Annotated in this window: 27 protein-coding genes and 1 tRNA gene; 11 read left to right on the top strand and 17 right to left on the bottom strand. The window is 70.8% G+C overall.

The genetic code is table 11. The features are described from left to right. The 7 genes from QSJ97_RS13870 to QSJ97_RS13840 are packed head-to-tail and all read right to left on the bottom strand — an operon-like array spanning position 1 to position 4,488. Positions 1-510, bottom strand: coding sequence for a cupin domain-containing protein (locus QSJ97_RS13870; protein ID WP_285672373.1), 510 nt, complete (start codon positions 508-510; stop codon positions 1-3). After that, on the bottom strand, positions 507-770 hold the full coding sequence (locus QSJ97_RS13865; RefSeq protein WP_285672372.1) for a hypothetical protein: 264 nt from the start codon (positions 768-770) through the stop codon (positions 507-509). The genes QSJ97_RS13870 and QSJ97_RS13865 overlap by 4 nt, the downstream gene beginning before the upstream one ends. Positions 771-784: 14 nt before the next feature. Further along, positions 785-958, bottom strand: coding sequence for a hypothetical protein (locus tag QSJ97_RS13860; RefSeq protein ID WP_285672371.1), 174 nt, complete (start codon positions 956-958; stop codon positions 785-787). Further along, on the bottom strand, positions 951-1,295 hold the full coding sequence (locus QSJ97_RS13855; RefSeq protein WP_285672370.1) for a hypothetical protein: 345 nt from the start codon (positions 1,293-1,295) through the stop codon (positions 951-953). The genes QSJ97_RS13860 and QSJ97_RS13855 overlap by 8 nt, the downstream gene beginning before the upstream one ends. A gap of 5 nt (positions 1,296-1,300) precedes the next feature. After that, positions 1,301-2,818 carry a Fe-S cluster assembly protein SufB gene (sufB, locus tag QSJ97_RS13850; protein ID WP_285672369.1) on the bottom strand — a complete coding sequence of 506 codons (1,518 nt, stop codon included), beginning with the start codon at positions 2,816-2,818 and terminating at the stop codon, positions 1,301-1,303. A 19-nt stretch (positions 2,819-2,837) separates the two neighbouring features. Further along, positions 2,838-3,923 carry a cysteine desulfurase family protein gene (locus tag QSJ97_RS13845; RefSeq protein WP_285672368.1) on the bottom strand — a complete coding sequence of 362 codons (1,086 nt, stop codon included), beginning with the start codon at positions 3,921-3,923 and terminating at the stop codon, positions 2,838-2,840. A gap of 52 nt (positions 3,924-3,975) precedes the next feature. Then, entirely contained in the window at positions 3,976-4,488 is a 513-nt protein-coding gene (locus tag QSJ97_RS13840) for an Rrf2 family transcriptional regulator (protein WP_285672367.1), read from the bottom strand. A gap of 234 nt (positions 4,489-4,722) precedes the next feature. Between QSJ97_RS13840 and QSJ97_RS13835 the strand changes: the two genes are divergently transcribed. Together QSJ97_RS13835 and QSJ97_RS13830 are read left to right on the top strand one after the other, a co-directional pair. After that, positions 4,723-5,373, top strand: a complete 651-nt coding sequence (locus QSJ97_RS13835) for an alpha/beta hydrolase (protein ID WP_285672366.1) — start codon at positions 4,723-4,725, stop codon at positions 5,371-5,373. Between the two features lie 113 nt (positions 5,374-5,486). Next, positions 5,487-5,699, top strand: a complete 213-nt coding sequence (locus QSJ97_RS13830; RefSeq protein ID WP_285672365.1) for a dodecin family protein — start codon at positions 5,487-5,489, stop codon at positions 5,697-5,699. Between the two features lie 18 nt (positions 5,700-5,717). Here QSJ97_RS13830 and QSJ97_RS13825 read toward each other — a convergent pair whose 3' ends face one another. Then, on the bottom strand, positions 5,718-6,839 hold the full coding sequence (locus QSJ97_RS13825; RefSeq protein ID WP_285672364.1) for an anhydro-N-acetylmuramic acid kinase: 1,122 nt from the start codon (positions 6,837-6,839) through the stop codon (positions 5,718-5,720). Positions 6,840-6,894: 55 nt separating this feature from the next. Here QSJ97_RS13825 and tyrS point away from each other — a divergent pair, with 55 nt between their 5' ends. Continuing rightward, positions 6,895-8,145 (top strand): tyrosine--tRNA ligase, encoded by a 1,251-nt coding sequence (gene tyrS, locus QSJ97_RS13820; RefSeq protein WP_285672363.1) that lies wholly within the window; start codon positions 6,895-6,897, stop codon positions 8,143-8,145. A 347-nt stretch (positions 8,146-8,492) separates the two neighbouring features. Here the strand turns inward: tyrS and QSJ97_RS13815 are convergent, their stop codons facing one another. Then, on the bottom strand, positions 8,493-10,109 hold the full coding sequence (locus tag QSJ97_RS13815; protein WP_285672362.1) for an AMP-binding protein: 1,617 nt from the start codon (positions 10,107-10,109) through the stop codon (positions 8,493-8,495). A gap of 203 nt (positions 10,110-10,312) precedes the next feature. Between QSJ97_RS13815 and QSJ97_RS13810 the strand changes: the two genes are divergently transcribed. Next, a complete protein-coding gene (locus QSJ97_RS13810) occupies positions 10,313-11,134 on the top strand; it encodes a hypothetical protein (RefSeq protein WP_285672361.1) in 822 nt (273 codons plus the stop codon). 115 nt (positions 11,135-11,249) lie between these two features. Here QSJ97_RS13810 and QSJ97_RS13805 read toward each other — a convergent pair whose 3' ends face one another. From QSJ97_RS13805 to QSJ97_RS13795, 3 genes are all read right to left on the bottom strand, one after another. After that, entirely contained in the window at positions 11,250-11,534 is a 285-nt protein-coding gene (locus QSJ97_RS13805) for an HU family DNA-binding protein (protein ID WP_285672360.1), read from the bottom strand. Between the two features lie 293 nt (positions 11,535-11,827). Beyond that, the gene (locus tag QSJ97_RS13800; RefSeq protein ID WP_285672359.1) at positions 11,828-12,622 is read right to left on the bottom strand and encodes a hypothetical protein; all 795 of its coding nucleotides are present in this window, start codon (positions 12,620-12,622) and stop codon (positions 11,828-11,830) included. 574 nt (positions 12,623-13,196) lie between these two features. Continuing rightward, positions 13,197-13,282: transfer RNA gene (locus QSJ97_RS13795), tRNA-Tyr, on the bottom strand. Positions 13,283-13,388: 106 nt separating this feature from the next. On the opposite strand from QSJ97_RS13795, the gene QSJ97_RS13790 reads away from it, so the two are divergent. From QSJ97_RS13790 to QSJ97_RS13780, 3 genes are all read left to right on the top strand, one after another. Beyond that, on the top strand, positions 13,389-14,225 hold the full coding sequence (locus QSJ97_RS13790; protein WP_285672358.1) for a TrmH family RNA methyltransferase: 837 nt from the start codon (positions 13,389-13,391) through the stop codon (positions 14,223-14,225). Positions 14,226-14,422: 197 nt separating this feature from the next. Then, entirely contained in the window at positions 14,423-14,929 is a 507-nt protein-coding gene (locus QSJ97_RS13785; RefSeq protein WP_285672357.1) for a CoA-binding protein, read from the top strand. Between the two features lie 314 nt (positions 14,930-15,243). Continuing rightward, entirely contained in the window at positions 15,244-16,080 is an 837-nt protein-coding gene (locus tag QSJ97_RS13780; RefSeq protein ID WP_285672356.1) for a Stf0 family sulfotransferase, read from the top strand. A 10-nt stretch (positions 16,081-16,090) separates the two neighbouring features. Here the strand turns inward: QSJ97_RS13780 and QSJ97_RS13775 are convergent, their stop codons facing one another. Continuing rightward, positions 16,091-16,816: a gamma-glutamyl-gamma-aminobutyrate hydrolase family protein gene (locus QSJ97_RS13775; protein WP_285672355.1), complete on the bottom strand. Its 726-nt coding sequence runs from the start codon at positions 16,814-16,816 to the stop codon at positions 16,091-16,093. Next, the gene (locus QSJ97_RS13770; RefSeq protein ID WP_285672354.1) at positions 16,813-17,802 is read right to left on the bottom strand and encodes an amidoligase family protein; all 990 of its coding nucleotides are present in this window, start codon (positions 17,800-17,802) and stop codon (positions 16,813-16,815) included. Before QSJ97_RS13770 ends, QSJ97_RS13775 begins: the two co-directional genes overlap by 4 nt. 387 nt (positions 17,803-18,189) lie before the next feature. On the opposite strand from QSJ97_RS13770, the gene QSJ97_RS13765 reads away from it, so the two are divergent. From QSJ97_RS13765 to QSJ97_RS13750, 4 genes are read left to right on the top strand one after another with little or no spacing between them, the layout of a single operon-like run. Continuing rightward, positions 18,190-19,965, top strand: a complete 1,776-nt coding sequence (locus QSJ97_RS13765; protein WP_285672353.1) for an N-acetylglutaminylglutamine amidotransferase — start codon at positions 18,190-18,192, stop codon at positions 19,963-19,965. A gap of 3 nt (positions 19,966-19,968) precedes the next feature. Continuing rightward, entirely contained in the window at positions 19,969-21,744 is a 1,776-nt protein-coding gene (ngg, locus tag QSJ97_RS13760; RefSeq protein ID WP_285672352.1) for an N-acetylglutaminylglutamine synthetase, read from the top strand. Then, entirely contained in the window at positions 21,741-22,925 is a 1,185-nt protein-coding gene (locus tag QSJ97_RS13755; RefSeq protein ID WP_285672351.1) for an osmoprotectant NAGGN system M42 family peptidase, read from the top strand. Before ngg ends, QSJ97_RS13755 begins: the two co-directional genes overlap by 4 nt. Positions 22,926-22,944: 19 nt before the next feature. Next, positions 22,945-23,619: an adenosylcobinamide amidohydrolase gene (locus QSJ97_RS13750; RefSeq protein WP_285672350.1), complete on the top strand. Its 675-nt coding sequence runs from the start codon at positions 22,945-22,947 to the stop codon at positions 23,617-23,619. A gap of 118 nt (positions 23,620-23,737) precedes the next feature. Here the strand turns inward: QSJ97_RS13750 and hflX are convergent, their stop codons facing one another. The 3 genes from hflX to QSJ97_RS13735 all read right to left on the bottom strand — a co-directional run bounded on the left by hflX (position 23,738) and on the right by QSJ97_RS13735 (position 26,941). Continuing rightward, on the bottom strand, positions 23,738-25,075 hold the full coding sequence (hflX, locus tag QSJ97_RS13745) for a GTPase HflX (RefSeq protein ID WP_285672349.1): 1,338 nt from the start codon (positions 25,073-25,075) through the stop codon (positions 23,738-23,740). Further along, positions 25,053-25,295, bottom strand: coding sequence for an RNA chaperone Hfq (gene hfq / locus QSJ97_RS13740; protein WP_285672348.1), 243 nt, complete (start codon positions 25,293-25,295; stop codon positions 25,053-25,055). The genes hflX and hfq overlap by 23 nt, the downstream gene beginning before the upstream one ends. Before the next feature lie 62 nt (positions 25,296-25,357). Continuing rightward, complete coding sequence (locus QSJ97_RS13735; protein WP_285672347.1) at positions 25,358-26,941, bottom strand: potassium transporter TrkG; 1,584 nt, start codon at positions 26,939-26,941, stop codon at positions 25,358-25,360.

The raw sequence follows: 26,941 nt of genomic DNA, 5'->3' as shown, positions 1-26,941 counted from the left end.
TCAGCCCTCGCCATCCCAGTATCCGAGGCTTTCGTCCTCCGCCGACCAGAGATGGAACACCCGCGCGCCGCGCATCCCCGTGCTCTCCGGCACCATCGACATGACGCCGATCTTGCCCGAGTCCGGGTATTCGACGACCTCCGGGTCGTGCCGCGTGGAGATGCAGAGATAGCGCAGCTCCCCGGCGCCGGTGTTGCGCAGCTGGTGCGCCGTCTCTGCGGCGCCCGCGGGCGCCGCGCAGACATGGCCCGCGCGCACCGCATGGCGCGCCGCGCCGATGCGGTATTCGCCCTCGCCGGAGAGGATCACCAGCATCTCCTCGTTGGCATGGTGGGCATGGCGCGGGAAGGCGGCCTTGCCCGGCGGCACGATGTGGAGCTGGCAGCCGAGCTGCCTCGCGCCGATCAGCGGCCCGATGCGCCCGAGCGCCGCGGCGAAGCCATCGCCGTGGCCGGTCTCGCGCAGCGGCACCGCGTCGAGATGCACGACGGGGCAGGGGGTCTCGCTCATTTCCGGCTCCCCCAGTGCCATTTCCAGCCGCCCCTCGTCTTGTGCCGCGCGAGCCAGAGGAAGCCGACGAGCACCGGCGTCTGGATCGCCAGCCAGGTCAGGATCCGCGGCCCGCCCTCGCCGGGCGCCATCACGAAGACCCAGGCCAGCGCCACCATGACGGCGACGAAGACCCCCGTCGCCGCCCAGCCCTTCCAGTTGGCCGGTTTCGCGCCGTAGCCATGGCTCTTCGGCTCGAACCAGTGATCCCCGTCCGCCATCGCCGCCTCCGTGCCTAGAAGTAGACCGGCATGCCGATGCCGGAGCCGATGCCGCCGATCGACCGGAACACCGCGCCGTGCGCGTTCCACGGCAGGGTGCTGCCGCCGCCCGCGGTGGCGAGCAGGAAGGCCGCGGCCGCCACGCAGAGCGCTGCCCGGAAGCCGATCTGCCGCACGGGCTCAGCCATCGCCGGCCTCGCGCGCCTTCGCGGCGCGGAACGCGGCGAGCTGGCGCGCCTGCTCCGCCGCGCGCTCGGCGCGGTACGCGGCCGCCTCGCGGGACTGCCGGCGCCGGGTGCGGCGGCGGACGAGCCAGGCCACGGCCGTGCCGGCCATCGCGGCGAGACCCATCGAGCCCCAGAACGCCGCCGAGAGCGACAGCCAGCCGGCCCCCAGGAAGGTGGAGAGCACCAGGCTGCCGATCAGCACCAGCATCCCCGCGGCAACGGCCTCCCGGGCGCCGTCGCCATAGATGAAGAGGCGGCGGGAGTCGCGCAGTTCGGCTTCTTCCAGGCTGCCAGCCATCGCGGTCAGCCCACCGAGCCTTCGAGGGAGATCGCGACGAGCTTCTGCGCCTCCACCGCGAATTCCATCGGCAGCTCCTGCAGCACCTCCTTGCAGAAGCCGTTGACGATCAGCGCCACCGCCTCCTCCTCGTCGAGCCCGCGGGACTGCGCGTAGAACAGCTGGTCCTCGTCGACCTTCGAGGTGGTCGCCTCGTGCTCGGCCTTGGAGCTGGCGTTCTTCACCGAGATGTAGGGCACGGTATGCGCGCCGCAGTCGCTGCCGATCAGCAGGCTGTCGCACTGGGTGAAGTTGCGGCTGCCCGCCGCGCGCTTGTGGATGTCCACCAGCCCGCGATAGGTGTTCTGCGCCCGGCCGGCGGAAATGCCCTTGGAAACGATGCGCGAGCGCGTGTTCCTGCCGAGATGGATCATCTTGGTGCCGGTGTCGGCCTGCTGCGCGTTGTTGGCGATGGCGATGGAATAGAACTCGCCCTGGCTGGCCTCGCCGCGCAGGATGCAGGAGGGGTATTTCCAGGTGATCGCCGAGCCGGTCTCGACCTGCGTCCAGGACACCTTGGAGCGCGCGCCGCGGCAGTCCGCCCGCTTGGTGACGAAGTTGTAGATGCCGCCCTTGCCGTTCTCGTCGCCCGGATACCAGTTCTGCACCGTGGAATACTTGATCTCCGCATCCTCGAGCGCGATCAGCTCGACGCAGGCCGCGTGCAGCTGGTTCTCGTCGCGCTGCGGCGCGGTGCAGCCCTCGAGATAGCTCACATAGGAGCCCTTCTCGGCGATGATCAGCGTGCGCTCGAACTGGCCGGTGTTCTCCGCGTTGATGCGGAAATAGGTGCTCAGCTCCATCGGGCAGCGCACCCCCTCGGGGATGTAGACGAAGCTGCCATCCGAGAATACCGCCGCGTTCAGCGTGGCGAACTTGTTGTCGGAGGCCGGGATCACCGAGCCGAGATACTTCTTCACCAGCTCGGGATGGTTGGCCACCGCCTCGGAGATCGAGCAGAAGATGATGCCGTGCTTGGCCAGCTCGTCCTTGAAGGTGGTGCCGAGGGAGACGCTGTCGAAGACCGCGTCCACCGCCACCTTGCGGCCCTCGGAGGGGGTCTGCCCGGCGCCCTCGACGCCGGCGAGGATCTCCTGCTCGCGCAGCGGGATGCCGAGCTTGGCATAGGTCTCGAGCAGCTTCGGATCGACGTCGTCGAGGCTCTTGGGCTTCTCCTTGAAGCTCGTCGGCTGGGCGTAGTAATACTGCTCCTGATAGTCGATCGGCGCGATCTCGAGCATCGCCCAGTCCGGCTCCGGCTGCTCCAGCCAGCGCTTGTAGGCCGCGAGCCGCCATTCCAGCAGCCATTCCGGCTCGTTCTTCTTCGAGGAGATCAGGCGGACGATGTCCTCCGACAGGCCCTTGGGGGCGTATTCGGTCTCGACCTCCGACTCCCAGCCGTATTTGTACTTGCCCATCGACTTGACCGCGTCGACGGTCTCCTGGTCGACACCTTCCTTGACGTTCACATCCAATGCGGACATCCGGCTCTCCTTCGGTCGGTCAAGCCGCGCGGACGCGGCGTTTCTCGTAAGCGGCAAGCCAGGCATCGGCGAAGGCCGCCACCTCGGCTTGCGTCGTGGTCGGGCCCAGGCTCACGCGGATCGCGGAGCGGGCGGTTTCCTCGTCGTGCCCCATGGCGCGCAGCACCCGGCTCTCGCGCACCTTGCCCGAGCTGCAGGCGCTGCCCGCGCTCACGGCGAAGCCGGCAAGGTCCATCGCCATCACCTGTGTCTCGCCCTTCCATCCGGGGGTGGCGAAGCAGCTGGTGTTGGGAAGACGCGGGCTGCCCCTGCCAACGAAAATGGTCTCGGGCACGGCGGCTGCAAGGGTATTCTCTAGCGAATCCCTCAGATTTGTCACGTCTGCCCAGATGCCGGACGCGATGTCGCGGCGGGCCGCCTCGGCCGCGGCGCCGAAACCCGCGATTCCGATGACGTTCTCGGTGCCGGAGCGGCGCCCCGTCTCCTGCCCGCCGCCGAGCGACAGCGGCGAGATGTCCAGCCCGGTGCGGACGAAGAGCGCGCCGCAGCCCCTGGGCCCGCCGAGCTTGTGCGCCGAGAGGATCGCGAAATCCGCCCCCAGCGCGTGCAGGTTCAGCGGCAGGCGCCCGGCATGCTGCACCGCGTCGAGGAACAGCCAGTGTGCCCGCCGCGCGCCCCAGATCCAGCCGCCATCGTCGCGCCCGGGGCTCGCGAGGAGCCCGGTCTCGGAATTGGCGAGCCCCATGGCCAGCGTGTGCCCGCCCTCGGCGTTCTCCACCCCGGTGAGGTCGAGATGCGCCCAGAGGCAGTCATGCGCGGTCTCCTCCACGAAGACCGCGTGGCCGGCCGGCAGGTGGCGCAGCAGCCCGGCGCCCTCGGTGGCGCCGGAGGTGAAGACGATCTCGGCGGGCTCGCAGCCGACCAGCGCCGCGACCTGGGCGCGCGAACGCTCCACCAGCGCCCGCGCGGCGCGGCCCTCGGCATGGACCGAGGAGGGGTTGCCCGCCACCTCCATCGCGTCGCGCATGGCGGCGCGCGCCTCCGGGCGCAGCGGCGCGCTGGCGTTCCAGTCGAGATAGGCGCGGCGGCCGGCGAGCCCGGTCATGCTGGTCCCGTCGGGCCGGCCGGATGCCGCGCATCGATGGTCGGGCGCGGCGTCATGCGCGCGCCTCCGCCGCCCCGCCGGCCGCCGGTGCGGGGGCGTCGTCGTCCTCGTCGAGGATCGCCGCGAAATCCGGGACCGCCGGGCAGGGCGAGAGCCGCTCGGCGATCACGTCGGCGATGCTGGTTTGCGCCAGGAACACATGCACATGCGCCGAGAGCTGCTCCCAGAGCGTGTGGGTGAGGCAGACCTCGCGCGTGCTGCCGCAGCCCTGCACGCCGGACTTGCCTTCGCAGCCCATGGCGTTGAGCCGCTCGTCCACCGCCGCCATGATCTCGGCGATGCTGATCCGGGCCGGGTCGCGCGCCAGCCGGTAGCCGCCGCCCGGGCCGCGGATCGAGGTGACCAGCCCGGCCCGGCGCAGGCGCACGAAGAGCTGCTCGAGATAGGCGAGGCTGATGTCCTGCCGGCCGGAGATGTCGCCGAGGGAGACCGGATCCTGCCCCGTGTTGAGCGCGATATCGGCGAGGGCGGTCACCGCATAGCGGCCCTTGGTGCTGAGCTTCATCCGGGGTCTCCTTTCCCGTGCGCCGAATTCTCGTTTCCGCTCCGCAGGTTGCGCGGAATTTCCGGCGCGGATGGCCGGCGCCCCCGCGCAGCGAGATTGACCTTGACAGGTGTGTTCGCTAACTCCCTGCACACCGCGGAGGCAGTGGGACATCTTTCTTAGAATGTTTCTAGGTTTCCTGAGCGGGTTAGTCAAGCATGCCCGGGCAGCTCGCCCGGTTCCAGGAGAACACGGATGCCCGAGGTGATCTTTCCCGGTCCAGACGGACGGCTGGAAGGGCGCTATCACCCGACCGCCCAGAAGGATGCGCCGATCGCGCTGATCCTTCACCCGCACCCGCAATATGGCGGGAACATGAACAACCGCGTCACCTATGCGCTGCATTATGCCTTCCGGGATCTCGGCTTCACCGCGCTGAGGTTCAACTTCCGGGGCGTCGGGCGCAGCCAGGGGGAGTTCGACCAGGGCCAGGGGGAGCTCTCGGACGCCGCGGCGGCGCTCGACTACCTGCAGATGCACAACCCCAATGCCCGCGGCTGCTGGGTGGCGGGTTTCTCCTTCGGCGCCTGGATCGGGATGCAGCTGCTGATGCGGCGGCCGGAGATCTCCGGCTTCGTCTCGATCGCGCCGCCGGCGAACATGTACGATTTCAGCTTCCTCGCGCCGTGCCCGTCCTCGGGGCTGATCCTCAACGGCGAGAGCGACCGCATCGTGCCGATGGCCGATGTCGAGGGGCTGGTGGCCAAGCTGCAGGCGCAGAAGGGCATCCAGATCACCCATTCCACCGTGGCCGACGCGAACCACTTCTTCGAGAAGGGCATGGAGGAGATGGTCGACATCGTGAAGGGCTACGTGAAGGCCCGGCTGATCGAGGGCGGCCGCTGAGCCTGCGCGCACGCCCCGGTTTCGCGTGACCGGGGTGTGACAATCGCTTCCGCGAGCGTCAGCGTCAGGGCGTGCTAGGCTTGCCTCCTCAACGATGCAGAGGAGGAACCCCCATGCCGGACAGCGTTTACAAGATCATCGAACTCGTGGGCACCAGCAGCGAGTCCTGGGACAAGGCGGCGGCCCGCGCGGTGGAGCGCGCCTCGCAGACGCTGCGCGACCTGCGCGTGGCCGAGGTCACCGAGCAGGACCTGGTGATCGAGAACGGCAAGGTCACGGCCTTTCGCTGCAAGCTGAAGGTCTCCTTCAAGTTCGAGGGCACCTGAACGGGCAGGGCCCGGCGCTCACGGCCGGGAGATCCGCCCGCCGGTGAGCGGCGACGGGCAGCCGGTGGTGCCGGGGGCCGAGAGCGGCAGGCCGCGCAGGGCGCGCACCGCGAGAAAGGCGAAGGCCTGCGCTTCCAGCATGTCGCCGTCGAGCCCCGCGGCCTCGACCGGCTCGACCGGCGCGCCGAGCCGGTCGGCGAGGCGTGCCATCAGCACCGGGTTGCGGCGCCCGCCGCCGCAGACCAGCCAGCGCGCCGGCGGCTCGGGCAGGTGGGGCAGGGCGGCGGCCACGCAGTCGGCGGTGAACGCCGTGAGCGTCGCCGCGGCATCCTCGAGCCCGAGCTCCGCCACCCGCGCGCCCAGCGCCGCGAAGGCGTTGCGGTCGAGCGATTTCGGCGGGCGCCGGGCGAGGAAGGCGCTGGCGGCGTTGGAGGCGAGCCGCCCCGGCTGGGCCCGGCCCCGCGCCGCCAGCGCGCCGTCCCGGTCGCAGGGCATTCCGGTGCGTGCGCGCACCAGATCGTCGATCAGCGCGTTGCCGGGGCCGGTGTCGAAGGCGAGGAGCGCGCCCCCGGCCTCCGGCGCCTCGGCCCGCGGGTCGATCCAGGTGACATTGGCCACGCCGCCGATGTTGAGAAAGGCGATCGGCGCCGCGGCGCCGAGGCGGCGGGCCAGCGCCCAGTGGTAGAAGGGCGCGAGCGGCGCACCCTCGCCGCCGGCCGCGACATCCGCCGCGCGGAAATCCCAGACCACCGGCACGCCGGTGGTCTCGGCCAGCCAGGCACCGTCGCCGAGCTGCACCGTGAGGCCGCGTTCCGGCGCGTGGAACACCGTCTGCCCGTGATAGCCGAGCGCCGCCACCGGCGCGTCATGCCGCGCCATCAGCCCGATCGCCGCGGCGGCGTGGATCCTGTCCACCGCACGCCCGAGCGCGGTGTCGCGGCCGCCTGTGCCGTCCGCCCAGGCGCTCATGCAATCCGCCAGCCGCGTCCGCGTCGGCCCGTCATAGGCAGGCTCCAGCGCCAGCGACGGGCCGAGGCCCGTCACCCGCTCGCCATCGGTCTCGAGAAGCGCCGCATCGACCCCGTCCATCGAGGTGCCGCACATCAGCCCGAGCGCCCAGACCGGGGCCGCATCCGCCATCTTGTCCTCCGCCCCCGTGAGCCGCTATCTGGGCGCCAGCATAGGAGGACGTGCCATGACCTACCAGCCGAAGTCGGAGTTCCTGCGCGTGATGGAGACGCGCGGCTACATCGCCGACTGCACGGATCTGCAAGGGCTCGACGAGCTGCTGCTGGAGGGGCCCGTCACCGCCTATATCGGCTATGACTGCACCGGCCCCTCGCTGCATGTCGGGCACCTCGTCAACATCATGATGCTGCGCTGGTTCCAGAAGACCGGCAACCGGCCGATCGCGCTGATGGGCGGCGGCACCACGCGCATCGGCGACCCCTCGGGCAAGGACGAGGCGCGCCAGCTGCTCACCGACGAGAAGATCGCCGAGAACATGGCGAGCCTGCGCGGGTTCTTCGCGAACTACATCACCTTCGCGGAGGATGGCGGCAACGCGATCCAGCCCAACAATGCCGACTGGCTCGACGGGCTCGGCTACATTCCCTTCCTGCGCGAATACGGCCGGCACTTCACGATCAACCGGATGCTCAGCTTCGAGAGCGTCAAGGGCCGGCTCGACCGCGAGCAGCCGCTGACCTTCCTCGAGTTCAACTACATGCTGCTGCAGGCCTACGACTTCCTCGAGCTCTACCGGCGCGAGGGCTGCCGGCTGCAGATGGGCGGCTCCGACCAGTGGGGCAACATCGTCAACGGCATCGACCTGACCCGCCGCATCGCCGGGATGGAGGTGTTCGGGCTGACCACGCCGCTGCTCACCACCGCCTCCGGCGCCAAGATGGGCAAGACGGCGCAGGGCGCGGTCTGGCTCAACGGCGACATGCTGAGCCCCTACGACTTCTGGCAGTTCTGGCGCAACACCGCGGATGCCGATGTCGGGCGCTTCCTGCGGCTGTTCACCGAGCTCGAGCTCGACGAGATCGCCAGGCTGGAGCGGCTCGAGGGCCAGGAGATCAACACCGCCAAGGTGGTGCTGGCCAATGCCGCGACCACGCTGGCGCACGGGGCGGAGGCGGCCGCCGCGGCCGAGGCGACCGCGCGCGAGACCTTCGAGGCCGGCGGCGCCGGCGCCGACCTGCCGATGGTGACGCTGAGCGCGGCGGATGTCGGGCAGGGCATCTCGGTCGCCCAGCTCTTCGTGCGGGCCGGGCTCGCGGCCTCGGGCAAGGAGGCGAAACGGCTGGTCAACGAGGGCGGCGCGCGGATCAACGACGCGGCGGTGACCGATCCCGGGCAGATGATCGGCGCCGAGGCGCTGGCCGAGCCGCTGAAGCTCTCCGCCGGCAAGAAGCGGCACGCGCTGGCCCGCCTCGGCTGAGGCAGGGGGTCCGGGGCGTTGCGCGCAGGCGCCTCCCCGGGCCCCACCCACCCCGGAGGGGACGGCGCCCGGCAGCGCCCGAGCGGAAGCCCCCAGCCCGGGGAGGCGCCTGCGCGCAACGCCGGCGATCCGCCCGCGGGCCCCGCGCGGATGGGGGGCGGAACCGCGCGGCCCGCGCTCCGGTGCAGGGGTGGGCGGGGCACGGGGCCCGCGGGCGGCGGCGGGCCGGTCCGGCGATGCGCCGCCCCGGCGGCCGGGCATCTCGACCCGCCGCCATGCCGGGACCGGACGGAGCCCTTGCCGGAGCGACGCGCGCGTTCCGCGCCTCCGGCCGGCGGCCGGCGCGGTCAGGCGCCGCGCAGGTCGCGGCGGCGGATCTTGCCGGTCGCGGTGGTCGGCATCCGCTCGATGAAGGCCACCTCCCGCGGCGCGAGATGCGGCGAGAGCCGGGCCTTCACATGCGCACGCAGCGCCTCGGCCAGCGCCTCGCTTGCCGCGTGCCCCGGCGCGAGCGTCACGAAGGCCTTGACGATCTCGGTGCGCACCGGGTCCGGCACCCCCACCACCGCGGCCATGGCGACCGCGGGATGGCCGGTCAGGCAGTGCTCGATCTCGGTCGGCCCGATGCGGTAGCCGGAGGAGGTGATCACGTCGTCGCTGCGGCTGGCGAAGTGGAAGTAGCCGTCCTCGTCCATCACCCCCTCGTCGCCGGTCAGCATCCAGTCGCCGGCGAACTTCTCCGCGGTCTTCCGCGGCGCCTTCCAGTAGCGCAGGAACATCGCCGCATCGCCGCGGCGGACGGCGATCTCGCCGGCCTCGCCGGGCGGCAGCGGCTCGCCCTCCGGCCCGAGGATCGCGACCTCCGAGCCCGGGAAGGGCTTGCCCATCGAGCCGGGGCGCACCGGCAGCCGCGAGGCGCAGTTGCCGAGCACCAGGTTGCACTCGGTCTGGCCGTAGAACTCGTTGATCGTCAGCCCGAAGGTCTCGCGCCCCCAGTCGAGCAGCTCGGCCCCGAGGCTCTCGCCGCCCGAGCCCACCGAGCGCAGCGCCGGCGCCGATTTTGCCGGCTTGCCGGCGGCGCGCATCAGCTTCAGCGCGGTCGGCGGCAGGAAGCTGTTGCGGATCTGGAAGGCCTCGAGCAGCCAGAAGGCGCGCTCGGGGTCGAAGCGCTCCATGCGGTGCGAGAGCAGCGGCACGCCGAAGCGCAGGCAGGGCATGGCGACGTTGCACAGGCCGCCCATCCAGGCCCAGTCGGCGGGCGTCCACATCGCGTCGCCCTCCTGCGGGAACAGCTCGTGGGTGAGCTGGACCGCCGGCATGTGGCCGAGCAGCACCCGGTGAGCGTGCAGCGCGCCCTTGGGCGGGCCGGTGGTGCCGGAGGTGTAGGAGATGAAGGCCGGATCGTCCGGCCCGGTGGCGGCGGTCTCGAAGCTGTCGCGCGCCGCCTCGAGCAGCGGCCCGAGCGCCTCGGCGCCGTCGCCCGCGCCATCGGCCGAGAGCACGTGCTGCAGCCCCGGCAGGCGGCCTCGGATCTCGGCGATCTTGGGCAGGCTGGCCCGGTCGGTCACCAGCAGCTGCGCATCGCTGTCGGTGAGGCGGAACTCCAGCCCCTCGGGCCCGAACAGGGTGAAGAGCGGCACCACGATGGCGCCGATCTTGTAGGCCGCGAGATGGGTCAGCAGCACCTCGGGCGACTGCGACAGCAGCACCGCCACCCGGTCGCCGCGATAGATGCCGCGCGCCTCGAGCACGTTGGCCATGCGGCAGGCGGCGCGCTCGAGCTCGAGGAAGCTGTAGTCCCGCGGCTCGCCCTCGGCGGGCAGGTGCAGCAGCGCCAGCCGCCCCGGATCGCTGCGCGCCCAGCGGCCGACCATGTCCTCGGCCAGGTTGTAGGGCACCGGCAGCTGCCAGCGGAAACGCGCGCGGATGCCCTCCCAGTCGGGGGCTGCGGTGATCTCGGTCATCGGCGGGTCTCCCGGGCTCAGGTGTCGCGCCGAGCCTAGCCCCGCGGCCATGGCCCGCCAAGCGCGGCGGGTGCTGCATCGGGCTTCCGCGGGGCCGGAGGCTCGTATAGGGTCTGCCACCGATACGCTGCCTGCCGGCCGGCCGTGCGGGGCCTGATGGCGCGGGCCCCGCCGGCCGGGCCGGGCTGCGGGAGGGAGAGCCCATGCCATCGCCGAGACGCCGCGCGACGCGGCCGCCAAGCACCTGGCGCCTGGCGCTGCCGATCGCGGCGGCGCTGCTGGTCTTCACCGCCTCGTCCACCGATACGCTGAGCCATCTCAGGCTCGGCGCGATCCGGCTCTGGCAGGCGGACTGGGGGGTGCTGCTCGACCCGCCGCCGGTGCCGCGGGGCGAGGCGGCCGCCCCAGAGGCGCTGAAGGCGCGGATCCTCGCGCTGCTCAACCGTCCCGAAGCGCTGCCGGGGCGCAGCATGGGCATCGCCCGGGCGGGCTACCGCTTCGACGGCTGCGTGCTGGAGTTCGAGGCGGTCTATCCGGAGGCGGTCTGCGCGGGAGACCCGGAGCACGCGCTCGCCGGCTTCGTCGACCGGGTGAACCTGCGCGACCTGATGCTGCACCCGGCCTATCTCGAGGAGCCCGGCCGGCTGGTGCCGGGCGAGCCGCCGACGCTGCCGCGGGCCGAGCTGGTCTACAGCTGGGTGCCGCGGATCGAGAACGCGCTCGAGATGGGAATGCGCGACTACATCCTGATGGACCCGCCGGTGCTGCGCGAGGGCGACACGGCGGAGAAGATCGCCTTTGCCCGCGAGGTATCCGACCGGGTGGAGAGCGGCGAGATCGGCCCGGTGCTGGCCCGCATCCACCGGATGCACCGGACCTGCGGCGATGTCGCGCTGGTCGAGCCCTACCTCACGCGGGTCGTAACCTTCCACAGCCGGCCGGAGGAGCGCGCCGAGCTCAGCGGGCTGTTCCACGCGCTGGAGCGGACGCTGTGCCACACGCGGGGCTGGATCTTCGGCTGGTGAGGGAGAACTGGCGCCGGCCGTCCCGCCAGGGATGCCGGCCCGGGGTGGAGCTCGCCCCGCCCGGTCCGGGCATCGGGCGGCTCCTGAATCGTGATGCGAAGGCCGGACCGGGCGGTCAGCCCTTGCCGTTGCGCACGGCCTCGCGCAGTGCCGATGCGGGCTTGAACACCGGCGCGTAGTGCGCGGGCGCCTCGTTCTTCTCGCCGGTGCGGGGGTTGCGCACGGTGCGGGCGGCGCGATGCGCGGCGGCGAATTTCCCGACCGAGGGCAGGCTCACCTCGTCGTGGCTGCCGAGCGCCTCGGTGATGATCGCGCCGAGCGCGTCGATGAACTCTCCGCTGTCGGCCTTGGTGCGTCCCGTCTTCTCCGCCAGGGCGGCGATCAGTTCGGCTTTGTTCATGGGGGCGTCCCTTTATCCGTTGGTGGCTTGTTGTCGGACCAGCGCGGCATTGCCCGCGCTAAGCGGCGATTGCAAGCCAAGGTCGGGTGGAATGCAAGCCAAATCCGCCGGTTTTCCCCGAAATATTGGGATTTTCTGTGGATTAACGCGCCTGCCTGACGCTCCGAAAACCGATCGGCACCGGATCGCGCGGCCCCGCATGTGCCGGGCCGCCGCGGCATTGGGTCCGGGCATCGGGCGGCGAAGGGTGGCGGGTCCAGATTCGGCATCCCCCGGAACCGCCACCTACGCGGTCAGGCGGCGCGCCGGCGAAGCAGGCCGAGCCCGGCAAGGCCGGTCAGCAACAGGGCCGCGGGGGCGGGCAGGGGAACCGTGGCCCCGCCACTCACCTCGAGATTGTCGAAATAGAGGCTGCGGTTGACCCCGGCATTCTCGCTCCCCGGTTCGCCCCGGTTCACGCCCTGCAGGATGACGTTCAGGATCTCGGTCGCCCCGCCCGCGGCAAAGGAGCCCAGCAGCTCGTCATCGACGAAATAGTCGAACTCGTCATCGATCGTGTCGAGCGAGATCTTGAGTGTCGCGAACTGGTCATAGGCGAACCCCGTCGGCGTGCCCACGGGAACGAAGGAGAAGGTGCCCGCGGTGTCGTAGACCTGAAACTCGCCGCCGAAGAATTCGAGGATCGGGAACACGTCGCCGCCCGGCGTCGTGGCCGTGCCCCAGATGCCGCCGATGCGCTGGTCGAGCGTCGCAAAGCCCGCGTCGATGTAGAAGTCGATCTCCAGCATCGTCGCGCCCGGCGTGTCGAACTTGCGCCCCTGCGTGTCGTAGAAGGCGCTGCTGAAGCTGGGCGGGCGGTTGTCGGTGCTGTCGGCCTGCGACAGCTCGAGCTCGAGCCGGTTGTCGCCGGCGAAGAAGGTCGAGGAGAACCCGGCCGGCGCGTACCGGTCCTCGTACCACACCCCCGGGGCCTGGTTCTCCGCAAGGATCGGGTTGGTGTCGAAGGTTTCGGTCAGGCCGACCGCAAAGGCCGGAGACGCGCACAGCGCCGCTGCCACCCCGAGGGTGGTGAGGATCGGAAACTTCATCAGGCATCTACCCCTTGGTAAAATATCAACCTACGCACGAAAAAGCACACAGAATTCGCCAATATCGCGAGATCAGTTGCTCCCTCGAAGGGTAGGCTGAATAAAAATTCAATAAAGTGTCAAGAGAACTGATGATGATTTCATATGCGAACCAAGTTTCGATGGGAGTTGCAGGTGGGTTTCCCTTGGTTTGGCAGGAGGTTGTTCAAGGGATACAAGGTGCTAGGTGTGATCGACCGGGCAGCGCCTCGTGGCGCCGAAGCCCGAGGCCCGATCGGCCTGCTGCCTGGCGCACTGCTCCGCGTGTCACTTGCCCGAGGTTTGGGGATTCGCCGTTCCGGTCAGATGTGCAGGTCCCGGCAACGGATGCCGGGTACCCATGGCCCCGCCGGATCAGGGCCTCCCAGGTTGCGAGGCGCACACAGCCGTTGGCACCCGCGGGAATTCCGCCCGTCACCTTCGCCGCGAGGCCAGGGAAGGCCCGGCGTGAGCGTCGGCCTTCTCCTGCGTCAGAGGCAGGGCACGGAACATTTGCCCGGCAAGACCGCCGCTTCGCCTCGCGATGTCCGGGAAATGGTGGAGGGGGCTGGATTCGAACCAGCGTAGGGTTTCCCCGACGGATTTACAGTCCGTTGCATTTGACCGCTCTGCCACCCCTCCGAGGTGGTGGCGGGGATGTAGACCCGGCTCCGGGGAGGTGTCAAGGCCATGCCCTTGCCGGTTTTCGTTTCCGCGCATAATGGACGGGAACCAAGGGAGGACCATCATGCGAAAGCCACAGCCGCAGGCGAGATCCGGGGGCTTGCGGGGCGCCCCGCGCGGGCCGGGCGCGCGGCACGGGGACGGGCCCGAGCGGGTCTGGCTGTTCGGCATCCACGCGGTGCGCGACGCGCTGGCCAATCCGAAGCGCAGGCGCCACCGGCTGATCCTCACGAAGAACGCCGCCGACCGGCTGGCCGATGTGCTCGAGGGCGCCGGGATCGAGCCGGAGATTGCCGATGCGCGGCGCTTCACCGCGCCGCTCGATCCGGGCTCGGTGCACCAGGGCGCCGCGATGGAGGTCTCGCCGCTCGACTGGGGCAAGCTGGAGACGCGCTGCCTGCCGGCCGCCGAGGGGCCGCCCGCGGTGGTGGTGGCGCTCGACCGGGTGACCGATCCGCACAATGTCGGGGCGGTGCTGCGCTCGGCGGAGGTCTTCGGCGCGCAGGCGGTGATCGCGCCGCGCCACCATTCGGCGCCGGAGACCGGGGCGCTGGCCAAGACCGCCTCCGGCGCGCTCGAGCGCCAGCCCTATCTCCGGGTGCGCAATCTCGGCGATGCGCTCGAGGAGCTGGGGGCGATGGGCTACAGCCTGATCGGGCTCGATGGAGAGGGCGACGTCACGCTGCCCGAGGCGATCGCCGGGGCGGGGAGCGACCCGGTCTGCCTGGTGCTCGGCGCCGAGGGGCCGGGGCTGCGCGCGCGCAGCCGCAGCCTCTGCCATCGCATCGCGCGGATCGATCCGGCGGGCGCCTTCGGCTCGCTCAACGTCTCCAACGCGGCGGCGGTTTCGCTGTTCGCCGCGCGCGCGCTCAGGGGGCCCGGAAAGGGGCCAAGCGCTTGATACGATTGATACCAAAAATTTTCGTGAGCTGTGTGATACCGGGGTTACAAATTTCTAACCTCGGCCACATATTGTTATCAGCGAGGCCGATTGGTCGGCCTCTCTCTCACTGTCCCTCGTTCCGACTTGGCCCGTCGGTAGCATCCTTGATGCATATCGGCGGGCCCTTTTCAACCTGAGGCGACCGTGCAGAGCCGATGCCATATTCCGGATGTGATCTGTTGAGCACGGTTTCTCCCACTGACGCAGAGCTTTGCGAGATCTTTCTGAGAACACGGTCGATCGCGGTCGTGGGCGCTTCGCCGCGAGTCGACCGCCCATCCCACGAGGTGGCAGATTATCTCATTCGTGCAGGATTCGCGGTTCATCCGGTGAACCCGCGCCATGCGGGGGAGATGATTCTCGGCCGCGAGGTGGCCGGCTCGCTCTCCGAGCTGGTCGCGTCCGGCGTGCGAATCGACATGGTCGACATCTTCCGGCGCTCCGCCGAGGCCGGCGCGGTGGTGGACGAGGCCATCGCGGCGCTCGGCGGGCAGGCGGGCGTCGCCATCTGGATGCAGATCGGCGTGATCGACGCCGCCGCGGCCGCGCGGGCGCGTGCGGCGGGCTTCGACGTGGTGATGGATCGCTGCCCGAAGATCGAGCTGCCGCGGCTGCGCCGGGCCGGTCTGCTGCCCTCGGCCGAGCCGGCGGCGCAGGGCTGAAAAATCTTCGGTCGGTATGAGTACAGCAACTTGCACACACCACCGGAATCGCATACAGTGACTTTCATACCGACGCGCCCCGACGCGCTCGCGGTATCTGCCGGCGGAGATGAACGCCCGCTGCGCAGCCTAGAGTGTCCCTCGTTCCGATTGGTCGCCGGTGCGCAGCTTCCCTCGGGCACCGGCGGCCCTTTTCCGTTGCCTCCTGCGCCGGACGCGCGGCGGTAACCGGCGGTTAATCCTATCCTGTTAGCGCTTTGTTCGAGAACCGTCGATGCGGGGCCGTGCGAACTCCGCGGTTCGGAGGAGGGCGTGTGACGAGCACCATCATTCTGGCCACGCAGCGGACCGGCAGCACGCTGCTCTGCTCGGAGTTTTCCGCAATGGGCGGGCTCGGCAAGCCCGGCGAGCACTTCCTGCCCTGGCTGCGGGCGGCGGCCGGGGGGGCGCGGCTGCCGCGGCCCGAGTTCGAGGCGATCGCGGAGCGCGGGCGCGGCAGGGCCGGCACTGTCGGCGTCAAGCTGATGGCGGACTATCTGCCGAAGCTCGCCCGGGCCTGGCTGCCGCCCGATGCCGTGCCGGAGGCGGACGATGTCGCGGCCTCGGCGGCGATGCTCCTGGCGCTCGAGGCGGAGTGGGGGCCGGCGGCGATCTTCCGCATCGACCGGGCGGACCGGTTCGACCAGGCGCTGTCGCGCCACCTCGCCACCGCGACCGGCATCTATTTCCGCACGGCCAGCGGCGAGGAGCGCCGCGACGAGCGCGCCGGCACGCTCAGCCAGGAGGCGGCGCTCGAGACCTTCACGCCGCAGCGGCTCGAGCAGATCCTGCAGGACATCGCGCTGGAGACGGATTTTCTCGACCGTGTCTGCGCGCGGCTCGCGCGGCCGGTCTGTGTTGTCGAATACGAGGCGCTGGCGTCGCGGCGCGAGGCGGTGCTGGCCGCCTGCTGCGCCCATGCCGGGGTGCCGGAGCCCGGCCGCTGGCCCGAGCGCTGGATGACGAAGGTGGTGGACCGCGGCCAGCGCGACCGGTTCCGCGCGCGCGCCGAAGCCGCCTGGGCGGAGCGCCGGGCAACCGGGCTGCGGCTGCCGGAGACCACGCGGATCTTCGCGCCCCGGCCGGCCGGGGCCGCCGCGGCGGCCTCCTGAATGCGCGCGGTCAGCGCAGCAGTTCCGCCATCGCCGCGGCGGCGCCCTGCTGGTCGCTGTCGGCGCGGAAGGCGGCGGCCGCCGATACCAGGGTGCGGAAGATCGCGCGCTGGCGCCGGGCATAGAACAGGTGCTCGGGATGCCACTGCACGCCGAGCAGGACCGAACCGGCATCGCTGCGCTCCACCGCCTGGACCACCCCGGCCCGGTCGCGGGCGGAGACCCGGAGCCCCTCGCCCAGCCGGTCGACGGACTGGGTGTGCAGCGCATTCACCCGGGCCGGCTCCGGCCCCATGATCCGCGCCAGCAGGGTGTCCGACTCCACCGTGACCTCCTTGCGCGGCAGCACGGTCCAGATCCGCCTCGCATCTGCATAGGCCTCGTAGATGTCCTGGTGCAGCGAGCCGCCGAGCACGATGTTGAGCATCTGCGCGCCGCGGCAGATCCCGAGCACCGGGCGGCCGGTTGCCTCGGCCTCGGCCACCAGCCGGCGCTCGAGCGCGTCGCGTTCCGGGTCGACCCGGGCCTCGGCCATCAGCCTGCCGCCGTAGAGATCGGCGGAGATGTCGTCGCCGCCGCCGATGATCAGCCCGTCGCAGTCGGCGATCTCCGCGGGATGCCCGACCCGCCACCAGAGCGGGCGGCCACCGGCCCAGCGCACCGAGAGCGCGATCATCGGGAAGATCCGCCAGCCCGAGCGCGCCGAGGTGGTGACCCCGATCACCGGTCGGCTCATCGGGCGGCCTCCGCCACCGCCCCGGGCCAGCTCAGCCCGTGGGCCGCGAGGACCGCGCCGGCCTCGGCGCGCCAGTCGGCCCGGCTGCTCAGGATCTTCGCGCGATGCGCCTTCCAGCCCTCGGCCAGCGCCGACACCGCCTCCGCATCGGCGGCGATGCGCTCGAGATGCACCCAGAGGTTCCAGTCCCGCGCCGGGGTCCAGCCGGGCCGGCCGAGATCGCAGTCCGGCAGGCGGTAGTGGTAGGTCGGCCGCGGCTTCAGCTTGGCGCCGTCGAGGGCGCGCTCCACCGCCTCGCGGTCGAGCAGGGCCAGCAGCGGCGTCATGTCGAGCGAGCGGTTCCGCGTCGGGTTCTCGGCGAGGTAGTCGGCCACGAGCCCGTCCGCCAGGTCGCCCGCCGCGGCGCGGTCGATATAGCCGATCGGAAAGCCGTCGACGAAGGCGAAGGTGCGCCGCGTGAGGTCGATCTGCATGATCTGGCGGAGCCAGTCCTCGACCAGCACGAAGGCGCGCAGCACCGGCGCGATGGCCGCCGCGCCGACCTCCACCGCCTCGACATTCAGGTGCATCCCGTGGGCGTAGAGCACGCTGTCGCGGGTGCCGCCGGCGCCGGCCGCGCGCAGCATCGCCACGAGCCGGTCGAGCCGGGGCAGGGCCGCGGGCGCCAGCGGCGGGGTCACGATCTCCACCGGCACCGCGATGCTCGCCGCGTCGCCGACCACCTGGCTGAGCTTGGTCTCGATCCGCTCGGGTTCGGCTCCCGCCTTCGGATGGGCGAGGGCCATGTCGAGATAGACCTCGTAGGCGTCGTCGCCCGCCACGACCCTGTGCGCATGCGGGGCGGTCTGCTCGATGCGGCCGCCGCACCAGTCTGCCACCGCCTTCGCCACGACATCCGCGGGAAGCCCGGCGAATTCGAGCTCGACCCCGACGCGCCGGGTCGCGCCCTCCACGGTTTCCGGCTGCGGCAGCCGCTGATACTCCATGCTTCTGATGCCCCTCTGTTGGCCGGTCCTCCCATGACCTAACGGGGAATGCCCGGTCTTCAACCGAGCGCCGCGATTCGCGGCTGCGGCGCGCGCCGGCCGGCGCCGCCGATCTGTGGCATTTTTGTCGCAAGGTTGCTTTCCGTGAACCCTTGGGCTAGGTCTTCCGCCACATGCACGCTGCGTGACCGCGGGGGCCGAGGCCCGCGCGGCCCGTCGGGTCGGCGCCAGAGCCGCAGACGGGACAGGAAAGGGCAGGGACCGGCCCCGCCCTCCGAGACCGCTCCGCGGTCGCCGCGCCCGTCCAGGGCGCAACCGCAGCGCGCAGCAGAGCCGATCTTCCAAGCCTGAAACGGGCGCAGCCTTTCACGGGGAACTGATAATCATATGTGCGGAATATGCGGAGAGTTCGTCTTTCACGGCGGGATGGCCTCGGCCGGACGGATCGAGAAGATGACCGATGCCATGGCGCCGCGGGGGCCGGACGGCGCCGGCGTCGTGGTGCGCGGCTCGATCGGCTTCGGCCACCGCCGGCTGAAGATCATCGACCTCTCCGAGGCCGCGGCGCAGCCCTTCGTCGACACCGCGGCGGGGCTGACCATCGCCTTCAACGGCTGCATCTACAACTACCCGGAGCTGCGCGCCGAGCTTGCCGCGCGCGGGCATGCGTTCGCCTCCAGCGGCGATACCGAGGTGATCCTGAAGGCCTGGGCGGAATGGGGGCCGGACGCGGTCTCGCATCTGCACGGCATGTTCGCCTTCGCGATCCACGAGCGCGCGAGCGGCAATCTCTGGCTGGTGCGCGACCGTTTCGGGATCAAGCCGCTCTACCTTGCCGAGGGCGACAACGCGATCCGCTTCGCCTCGAGCCTGCCGGCGCTGCTGGCGAGCGGCGGGATCGACACCGCGATCGACCGCACGGCGCTGCATCACTACATGAGCTGGCACTCGGTGGTGCCGGCGCCGCGGACCATCCTGCAGGGCGTGCACAAGCTCCCGGCCGCCACGATCCGGCGCATCGGCCCGGATGGCGAGCACAGCGACCGCACCTATTGGCGCCCGGATTTCACCCGCAGCGCCGAGGATGCGGCCCGCGCGCCGGAGGAGTGGCGCGACATGGTGCTGGAGGCGCTGCGCGTCTCGGTGCGCCGGCGCATGGTGGCCGACGTGCCGGTGGGCGTGCTGCTCTCGGGCGGCGTCGACAGCTCGCTGATCGTCGGGCTGCTGGCGGAAGAGGGGCAGGCGGGGCTCGCCACCTATTCCATCGGCTTCGAGGAGGCGCATGGCGAGCGCGGCGACGAGTTCGTCTATTCCGACCTGATCGCGGAGCGCTACGGCACCAACCACCACAAGATCTTCATCCCCTCCGAGGAGATGCGCGACAACCTGCCGGCGGCAATCCGGGCGATGTCGGAGCCGATGGTCTCCTATGACAATATCGGCTTCTTCCTGCTCTCGCGCGAGGTCTCCAAGACCATCAAGGTGGTGCAGTCGGGGCAGGGGGCGGACGAGGTCTTCGCCGGCTATCACTGGTATCCGCCGCTGGCCGCCTCGAACGCGCCGGTCGAGGACTATGCCGCGGCCTTCTTCGACCGCACCCAGGCGCGCATGGCCGCGCACGTGAATGCCGACTACCTGCCGAGCCGCGACGAGAGCCTCGCCTTCGTCGCGAGGCATTTCGCCGAGCCCGGCGCCGACGACCCGGTGGACAAGGCGCTGCGCATCGACACCAATGTCATGCTGGTGGACGATCCGGTGAAGCGGGTCGACAACATGACCATGGCCTGGGGACTGGAGGCGCGGGTGCCGTTCCTCGATCACGAGCTGGTCGAACTGGCCAACCGGGTGCCCTCGGCGCTGAAGCTGGCGCAGGGCGGCAAGGGCATCCTGAAGGACGTGGCGCGGCAGGTGGTGCCCTCGGAGGTGATCGACCGGCCCAAGGGCTATTTCCCGGTGCCGGCGCTGAAATACATCGAGGGGCCCTATCTCGAGATGGTGCGCGATGCGCTCACCAGCCAGCGGGCGCGGGAGCGGGGGCTGTTCCGGACCGAGTATCTCGAGACGCTGTTCGCCGCGCCCAAGGACCATATCACGCCGCTCCGGGGCTCGGAGCTCTGGCAGGTGGCGCTGCTCGAGATGTGGCTGCAGGAACAGGGTGTCTGAGCGATGGCGAATGGCAACCGCGGCTCCCGCGATCCGCACCGGCGCCGGCTGAAGCGCCTGCGCCAGGACACGATGGGCGATCCGCAGGGCGCGCGCAACGGGCGCAAGGCCGATGCGGTGGTCGATTGCGGCTGGGGCCGGCTGATCTTCGGCCATACCTTCGGGCGGGCCGAGGACCTGGTGAACGCGCTGCGCGCCGAGGGGCCGGACCGGCGCGACATCGCCTTCTACGTGCCCGATCCGCAGGTGGCGCTGGCGCTGGCGCCGCAGGAGATCTTCCTCGACCCGTCGGTGACCTTCCGGCTCGACTTCACCACCTATCGCGTCGCCCGCAAGCGCCGGCAGGGCTTCTCGATCCGCCGCCTGACCACGCGCGCCGATGCCGAGGCGGTGAACCGGATCTATGCCGAGCGCGGCATGGTGACGGTGGCGCCGGATTTCTTCTGGTCGCACCGCGACGCGCGCACGCTGACCGTGCTGGTGGCCGAGGATGCCGAGAGCGGCGAGATCCTCGGCACGGTGATGGGGGTGGATCATGCCCGCGCCTTCGACGACCCGGAGCGGGGCTCCTCGCTCTGGTGCCTCGCGGTCTCGGCCAAGGCGCCCTTCGCCGGCATCGGCGAATCGCTGGTGCGGCGGCTGGCGGAGCAGTTCCAGGCGCGCGGCGCGGCGCATATGGACCTTTCAGTCCTGCATGACAACGAACAGGCGATCGCGCTCTACGAGAAGCTCGGCTTCCGCCGGGTGCAGGTCTATGCGCTGAAGCGCAAGAACCAGATCAACGAGAAGCTCTTCGTCGGCAAGGCCGAGAACGAGGGGCTCAACCCCTATGCCGCGATCATCGTCGACGAGGCGCGGCGGCGCGGCATCGGCGTCGAGGTGTTCGACGCGGCGGCGGGGCTGTTCCGGCTCAGCTATGGCGGGCGGGCGGTGCGCTGCCGCGAGTCGCTCTCGGAGTTCACCTCCGCCGTCGCAATGTCGATCTGCGACGACAAGCGGGTGACCAGCCGGCTGGTGCGGGCCGCGGGCGTCGCGGTGCCGGCGCAGGTCGAGGCGGGCGATGCGGCGGCCAATGCCGCCTTCCTGGCCGAGCACGGCTCGGTGGTGGTCAAGCCGGCGCGCGGCGAGCAGGGCACCGGCGTCGCCGCCGGGCTGACCACCGAGGCGGAGCTTGCCGCGGCGGTGGCGCGCGCCCGCGAGGTCTGCGCGGATGTGCTGATCGAGCAGTGCTTCGAGGGCGAGGACCTGCGCCTCATCGTCATCGACTACCGCGTGGTGGCGGCGGCGATGCGCCGCCCGGCCCGGATCGTGGGCGACGGGGTGACCCCGGTCTCGCGGCTGATCGAGGCGCAGAGCCGGCGCCGGGCCGCGGCCACCGGCGGCGAGAGCCGCATCCCCCTCGATGCCGAGACCGAGCGCTGCATCGCCGCCGCCGGATACGGCATGGACAGCGTGCTCGAGGCGGGGCAGGAGCTCACCGTGCGCAAGACCGCCAATCTCCACACCGGCGGCACCATCGTCGACGTGACCAGCGAGACCCATCCGGCGCTGATCGACGCCGCGATCCGGGCGGCGCGGGCCATCGAGATCCCGGTTACCGGGATCGATCTCATGGTGAAATCGCCGCGTCGGGCGGAGTATGTCTTCATCGAGGCCAACGAGCGCCCGGGCCTCGCCAATCACGAGCCGCAGCCGACCGCCGAGCGCTTCGTCGATCTGCTGTTCCCGCTCTCGATTCCCGCCAGCGCGCGGGAGCTGCAATGGAGGTCGGCGACATGAGCCAGGACTGCAGGCGCCTCGACATCGACATCGACTATCTCTCCGGGCAGCTCGCCGCCATGCTGGCGATCGCCAGCCCCACCGGCTACACCGACAGCATCGTGCGCTATGTCTGCGCGCAGCTCGACCGGCTGGGCCTCAGCTACGAGCTCACCCGGCGCGGCGCGATCCGGGCGCGGCTGCCGGGCCATGCGCGTGCCGGCGCCCGCGCCGTGGTCAGCCATGTCGACACGCTGGGCGCGCAGGTCGCGACGCTGGGGCCGGACGGGCGGCTCGGCCTGGTGCCCATCGGGCACTGGTCGGCGCGCTTCGCCGAGGGCGCGCGCGCCACGATCTTCTCGCGCAAGGGCGCCTATCGCGGCACCATCCTGCCGCCGATGGCCTCCGGGCACACCTTCGGCGACGATGTCGACACCGCGCCGATCGGCTGGCGCCATGTCCGGCTCCGGGTCGATGCCCTGGCCGAGGACCGCAGCCAGCTCGAGCGGCTCGGCATCGAGATCGGCGACATCGTGGCGATCGACCCGCAGCCGGAATTCCTCGAGAACGGCTTCATCGTCTCGCGCCATCTCGACAACAAGGCGGGCGTCGCCTCGATGCTGGCGGCGATCCGGGCGATGGTGGCGGGCCCGCGCCCGCCGGTGGATGTCTACTGGCTGTTCACCATCGCCGAGGAGGTCGGCCACGGCGCCGCGGCGATCCTGCTGCCCGACATCGCCGCCATGGTCGCGGTCGACAACGGCACCACCGCGCCGGGGCAGAACTCGGCGGAGTTCGGCGTCACCGTGGCCATGGCCGACGAGACCGGGCCGTTCGACTATCACCTGACGCGCAAGATGGTCGAGCTCTGCGATGCCAACGACATCCGCTACCAGAAGGACGTGTTCCGCTATTACCGCTCCGACAGCGCCTCGGCGATCGAGGCCGGGGCGGATGTGCGCACCGCGCTGGTGACCTTCGGCGTCGATGCGAGCCACGGCTACGAGCGCATCCACATGCACGCGCTGCGCTCGCTGGCCGAGCTGCTCACCGCCTACGGGCTCAGCGAGGTCGACATCCCGCGCGACGAGAAGGTGATGGCGGGGCTCAAGGGCTTCACGCACCAGCCCTCCGATCCGGCCGACCAGATGCTCGGCCCCGGCACCAAGCGGCCCGAGACCGCGGAGCCCGATCCGGGCTGAGCCAAGCGGGGGCAGGGGGATGCAGCTGACGCTGGCGCGGCCCTGGCTGGTCGCCGATCTCGGAGCGCCGATGCGGGCGCTGAGCTGGGTGCTGAACCGGCCCGGCTTCGCCGAGGTGGAGCGCATCGTCTGGCGCGAGGTGCGCAATGCAGACCTGCCGGAGGATCTCGATCCCGGCGCCTGGTTCGCCGCCGAGCTCGCCGCCGCCGGCCATGCCGGGGCGCTCGGCTTCATCACCTCGCGCGATCTCGGCTGCCATGCGGCGGCCTCCGCCGAGATCGAGGGGATACGCGCCGAGGCGGTTGCCACCGTCGGGCTGTCCAATGCCGAGCGCGTCGGCCAGCGCCGCGGCAGCGCGGTGCCGGAGCCTGCGGGCACGATCAACATCGCCGTCGCGCTGGACCGGCCGCTTGCCGACGGCGCGCTGGTGGAGGCGCTGAGCATCGCGGCCGAGGCGCGCACGCTGGCGGTTCTGGCGCATGGCCCGGACCTTGGCGGGAACCGGCCGACCGGCACCGGCACCGACTGCATCGCGGTGGCCGCCGCGCTGGCGCAACCGGGCGGCCCGGAGCCGCTGGCCCATGCCGGGCTGCACACCGCGCTCGGGGAGGCGATCGGCGCCGCGGTGCTCTCGGCGGTCGGGCGCGGTGTCCGGGACTGGATGCGGAGCTTTGGCGAACCGCATGACGGCTGAGCCCGGGTGACCGGGCGCAAACTGCCTCGAATGCACCGATCCTCGGGCAGCGATTCCGCCGGCTGTCGCGCACCCGACGTGGTTAGTCCCCTAGGTGAGGAAGATGGATTATGTTAAATTACTGCGCTGCCAGCCGGGTCCGGCGCACGCTGTCGTGGTGTCGCCCGAAACCCTTGGTGAACTGGTAGAATTCCCGCTCCGTGAGCTCGACCTGCAGGTGCACGCCATCGCCATCGTCCTCGCGGGCGCGCACATCGCCATGGCCATAGAGCCAGGAAACCGCGGCGCCTTCCTCGTGCCCGAGATCGATGTCGAAGAGGAAACGCCGCGGATAGAGCCGGTCCTCGATCTCGGCGAGCAGCGGCTCCAGCCCGTCGCCGGTCACGGCCGAGATCGCCAGCACGTTGGGGTCGCGCTCGGCCGCTGCCTGCACCGCGGCGCGGGCCTCGGGCTCCAGCAGGTCGAGCTTGTTCTGCGCCTCGATCATGCCCTCGAGCCGGTCCGCCTCGACGCCGAGCGCCTGCAGCACCTCCAGCACGTCGGCCTTGTGGCTCTCGGTCTCGGCATGGGTCATGTCGCGGACATGGACGACGAGATCCGCCTCCAGCACCTCCTCGAGCGTGGCGCGGAACGCCGCGATCAGCTGGATCGGCAGATCGGAGACAAAGCCCACGGTGTCCGACAGGATCGCGCGGCGGCCCGAGGGCAGCCGGATCTGCCGCATCGTCGGGTCGAGCGTGGCGAAGAGCATGTCCTCGGCCATCACCGAGGCGCCGGCGAGCCGGTTGAACAGCGTCGACTTGCCGGCATTGGTGTAGCCGACCAGCGCCACCACCGGGTCCGGCACCTTCTTGCGTTTTGCCCGGTGCAGCGCGCGGGTGCGCACCACCTTCTCGAGCTGGCGCCGCAACCGGGTGATGCGCTCGTCGATCTGCCGGCGGTCGGATTCGATCTGCCGCTCGCCGGGGCCGCCCATGAAGCCGCCGCCGCCGCGCTGGCGCTCGAGATGGGTCCAGGAGCGCACGAGGCGCGATTTCTGATAGGTCAGATGCGCGAGCTCGACCTGCAGCACGCCCTCGCGGGTCTGCGCGCGCTCGCCGAAGATCTCGAGGATCAGGCCGGTGCGGTCGAGCACCTTGGCCTTCCACGCCCGCTCGAGGTTGCGCTGCTGCACCGGGCTGAGCGTGGTGTTGACCACGATCACCTCGTCTTCCGCCTCGGCGATGCTCTCCGCGAGCTCGGCGACCTTGCCGGGGCCGAGAAACGTCGCCGGGTTCGGCGCGGCAACCGGCACGACGGCACCGTCCGACAGCTCGAAATCGAGCGCCGCGGTCAGGCTCATGGCCTCGGCGAGCGCCGCACGGCCATCGCCGGCGGCCTCGCGCAGATGGGGATGGAGTACCCGGACCCTGGTCAAGCGCGCCCTGCCCCCATCACGACTCCTCGTTGCCCTCATAGAGGCTGAACGGCTGCGCCGGCATGATCGTCGACACCGCATGCTTGTAGACCAGCTGCGACTGACCGTCTCGCCGCAACAGAATGCAGAAATTGTCGAATGACGTAATGACACCCTGCAATTTCACACCGTTGACCAGGAACACGGTCACCGGTATCTTCGCTTTACGAATGTGATTGAGAAAGGCGTCTTGGAGATTCTGTTGCTTTTCGCTGGCCATGTTGTTTTTCACCCGTTTTTCTAGCCACATGTTGGGTTGCTACGACGGACCGTCCGCCGGAGTCACCAGTTTGAGTCTGGGGCCTTGCCTGCCCTTTTTCCAGACCTTTCTCGACGGCGCGCGCTTCCGCCCCAGGCATCGGGGTTGAAAAGCGCGACGAAGGCCAGCACCTCGATGCGCCCGATGATCATCGTGACCGCCAGGACCTCGCGCTGGAGCGGCGTGAGCCCGGAGAAGCCGTCCGGCCGGTCCGCCACCAGGTCGAAGGCCTGCCCGGTGTTGGAGATCGCGGAGATCGCCGCCATCGTGGCGTCGATAAAGCCGAGACCGAGCGCCGTCAACGCCAGCACCGTCAGCAGGATCGCGAAGATGAAGAGCATCATGAAGGTCCAGACGATCGCCGGCCCCTCTCGCAGCAGGCTGCGGGTGCGCGCGCCGACGCCGAGGATGCTGTGCGGCTGGGCGATGCGCTCGACCTCGCGCAGCCCGTGGCGCATCAGCGCATAGGCCCGGATCAGCTTGATGCCCCCCGCGGTGGTGGCGGCGCCGCCGCCGATCGCCGCCAGCGCCAGCAGGATCAGCCCGGGATTGGCCCAGCCCGACCAGTCGCGCGCGCTGTCCCAGAAGGCCGAGACGAAGCCGGTGGTGGTGAGAAACGACAGCACCGTGAAGAGCGTGCCCCAGAGCGCGTCCAGGACGGCGATCTCGTCGCCGGTGAGATCCAGCGTCAGCGCGCCGATCCAGTGCCGGCCGAAGAGCGCGAGGCCGACCGCCAGGACGAGCCCGGCCATGGTCAGCACCTCCGGGTCGCGGCGCAGCGGCACCCGGCTGCCGAACTCCGCCGCGTCGGAATAGAGCTGGCGCGTGACCGCGAGCACCAGGAAGATCGCCGCGAACATCTCGGCGCCGAGGCTGCCGCCCTCGGCGATGCCGTTCCGGTGCGGCGAGATCCCGCTGGTCGAGAGCACCGCCATGGCGTGCACGAAGCTGTCGAGCTCGGACTGCCCGGTGGCGCTCAGCAGCAGCCCGAGCAGCGCGGTGAGCCCGGCATAGATCGGCAGGATCACCCGGACGGCCCGGCGGATGCGCTGGTCGAGCGGGGTGATCGAGGCGCCGAGGCGCACGCTCGCCGCCGGCTGGTTGGGGGAATAGCGCCAGGTCGCGGCCTCGATCTCGAAGCCGCCGAGCCGCCGCGGCGCCAGCACGATATAGGCCCCGGCCAGCGAGAGCAGCCCGCCGAGCCAGCCGACCAGCCCGCGCCAGAGATGCACCGCCCGCGGCAGCGCGTCGAGATCGCCATAGACGGTGCCGCCGGTGGTGGTGAAATCGGCCACCATCTCGAAGATCGCGCCGCGCAGCCCGATCTGCGGCGTGATCAGCCAGAGCGGCACCGCCGCCACCGCCGGGATGCAGAGCCAGCCGAGGCAGAGGATCGAGATCTCGCGCCGCGCCGTGCCGCCATATTGCGGCCCGGCCAGCGCCAGCCCCATCACCGCGGCAAAGACCGCGGTGCCGATCCCGCTGTAGAGAAACACCCGGGCGACCTCCCAGTCGCCATCCGCCGCGCCCATCAGCGCCGGCGCCAGCATCGCCGCCGCGACGAGCGCCAGCAGCAGGCTGAAGACGGGGATCTGCGAGAGGCGCAT

It is taken from the genome of Paralimibaculum aggregatum (genome assembly GCF_030270585.1).
Lineage (GTDB): Bacteria > Pseudomonadota > Alphaproteobacteria > Rhodobacterales > Rhodobacteraceae > Thermohalobaculum > Thermohalobaculum aggregatum.
This window is presented reverse-complemented; position numbering and strand designations above follow the sequence as displayed.

What these genes read in the sequence shown, in the direction of transcription:
- QSJ97_RS13870 (WP_285672373.1), bottom strand. Translation starts at nt 510, where the DNA reads ATGAGCGAGACCCCCTGCCCCGTCGTGCATCTCGACGCGGTGCCGCTG.
- QSJ97_RS13865 (WP_285672372.1), bottom strand. Translation starts at nt 770, where the DNA reads ATGGCGGACGGGGATCACTGGTTCGAGCCGAAGAGCCATGGCTACGGC.
- QSJ97_RS13860 (WP_285672371.1), bottom strand. Translation starts at nt 958, where the DNA reads ATGGCTGAGCCCGTGCGGCAGATCGGCTTCCGGGCAGCGCTCTGCGTG.
- QSJ97_RS13855 (WP_285672370.1), bottom strand. Translation starts at nt 1,295, where the DNA reads ATGGCTGGCAGCCTGGAAGAAGCCGAACTGCGCGACTCCCGCCGCCTC.
- sufB (WP_285672369.1), bottom strand. Translation starts at nt 2,818, where the DNA reads ATGTCCGCATTGGATGTGAACGTCAAGGAAGGTGTCGACCAGGAGACC.
- QSJ97_RS13845 (WP_285672368.1), bottom strand. Translation starts at nt 3,923, where the DNA reads ATGACCGGGCTCGCCGGCCGCCGCGCCTATCTCGACTGGAACGCCAGC.
- QSJ97_RS13840 (WP_285672367.1), bottom strand. Translation starts at nt 4,488, where the DNA reads ATGAAGCTCAGCACCAAGGGCCGCTATGCGGTGACCGCCCTCGCCGAT.
- QSJ97_RS13835 (WP_285672366.1), top strand. Translation starts at nt 4,723, where the DNA reads ATGCCCGAGGTGATCTTTCCCGGTCCAGACGGACGGCTGGAAGGGCGC.
- QSJ97_RS13830 (WP_285672365.1), top strand. Translation starts at nt 5,487, where the DNA reads ATGCCGGACAGCGTTTACAAGATCATCGAACTCGTGGGCACCAGCAGC.
- QSJ97_RS13825 (WP_285672364.1), bottom strand. Translation starts at nt 6,839, where the DNA reads ATGGCGGATGCGGCCCCGGTCTGGGCGCTCGGGCTGATGTGCGGCACC.
- tyrS (WP_285672363.1), top strand. Translation starts at nt 6,895, where the DNA reads ATGACCTACCAGCCGAAGTCGGAGTTCCTGCGCGTGATGGAGACGCGC.
- QSJ97_RS13815 (WP_285672362.1), bottom strand. Translation starts at nt 10,109, where the DNA reads ATGACCGAGATCACCGCAGCCCCCGACTGGGAGGGCATCCGCGCGCGT.
- QSJ97_RS13810 (WP_285672361.1), top strand. Translation starts at nt 10,313, where the DNA reads ATGCCATCGCCGAGACGCCGCGCGACGCGGCCGCCAAGCACCTGGCGC.
- QSJ97_RS13805 (WP_285672360.1), bottom strand. Translation starts at nt 11,534, where the DNA reads ATGAACAAAGCCGAACTGATCGCCGCCCTGGCGGAGAAGACGGGACGC.
- QSJ97_RS13800 (WP_285672359.1), bottom strand. Translation starts at nt 12,622, where the DNA reads ATGAAGTTTCCGATCCTCACCACCCTCGGGGTGGCAGCGGCGCTGTGC.
- QSJ97_RS13790 (WP_285672358.1), top strand. Translation starts at nt 13,389, where the DNA reads ATGCGAAAGCCACAGCCGCAGGCGAGATCCGGGGGCTTGCGGGGCGCC.
- QSJ97_RS13785 (WP_285672357.1), top strand. Translation starts at nt 14,423, where the DNA reads ATGCCATATTCCGGATGTGATCTGTTGAGCACGGTTTCTCCCACTGAC.
- QSJ97_RS13775 (WP_285672355.1), bottom strand. Translation starts at nt 16,816, where the DNA reads ATGAGCCGACCGGTGATCGGGGTCACCACCTCGGCGCGCTCGGGCTGG.
- QSJ97_RS13770 (WP_285672354.1), bottom strand. Translation starts at nt 17,802, where the DNA reads ATGGAGTATCAGCGGCTGCCGCAGCCGGAAACCGTGGAGGGCGCGACC.
- QSJ97_RS13765 (WP_285672353.1), top strand. Translation starts at nt 18,190, where the DNA reads ATGTGCGGAATATGCGGAGAGTTCGTCTTTCACGGCGGGATGGCCTCG.
- ngg (WP_285672352.1), top strand. Translation starts at nt 19,969, where the DNA reads ATGGCGAATGGCAACCGCGGCTCCCGCGATCCGCACCGGCGCCGGCTG.
- QSJ97_RS13755 (WP_285672351.1), top strand. Translation starts at nt 21,741, where the DNA reads ATGAGCCAGGACTGCAGGCGCCTCGACATCGACATCGACTATCTCTCC.
- QSJ97_RS13750 (WP_285672350.1), top strand. Translation starts at nt 22,945, where the DNA reads ATGCAGCTGACGCTGGCGCGGCCCTGGCTGGTCGCCGATCTCGGAGCG.
- hflX (WP_285672349.1), bottom strand. Translation starts at nt 25,075, where the DNA reads ATGAGGGCAACGAGGAGTCGTGATGGGGGCAGGGCGCGCTTGACCAGG.
- hfq (WP_285672348.1), bottom strand. Translation starts at nt 25,295, where the DNA reads ATGGCCAGCGAAAAGCAACAGAATCTCCAAGACGCCTTTCTCAATCAC.
- QSJ97_RS13735 (WP_285672347.1), bottom strand. Translation starts at nt 26,941, where the DNA reads ATGCGCCTCTCGCAGATCCCCGTCTTCAGCCTGCTGCTGGCGCTCGTC.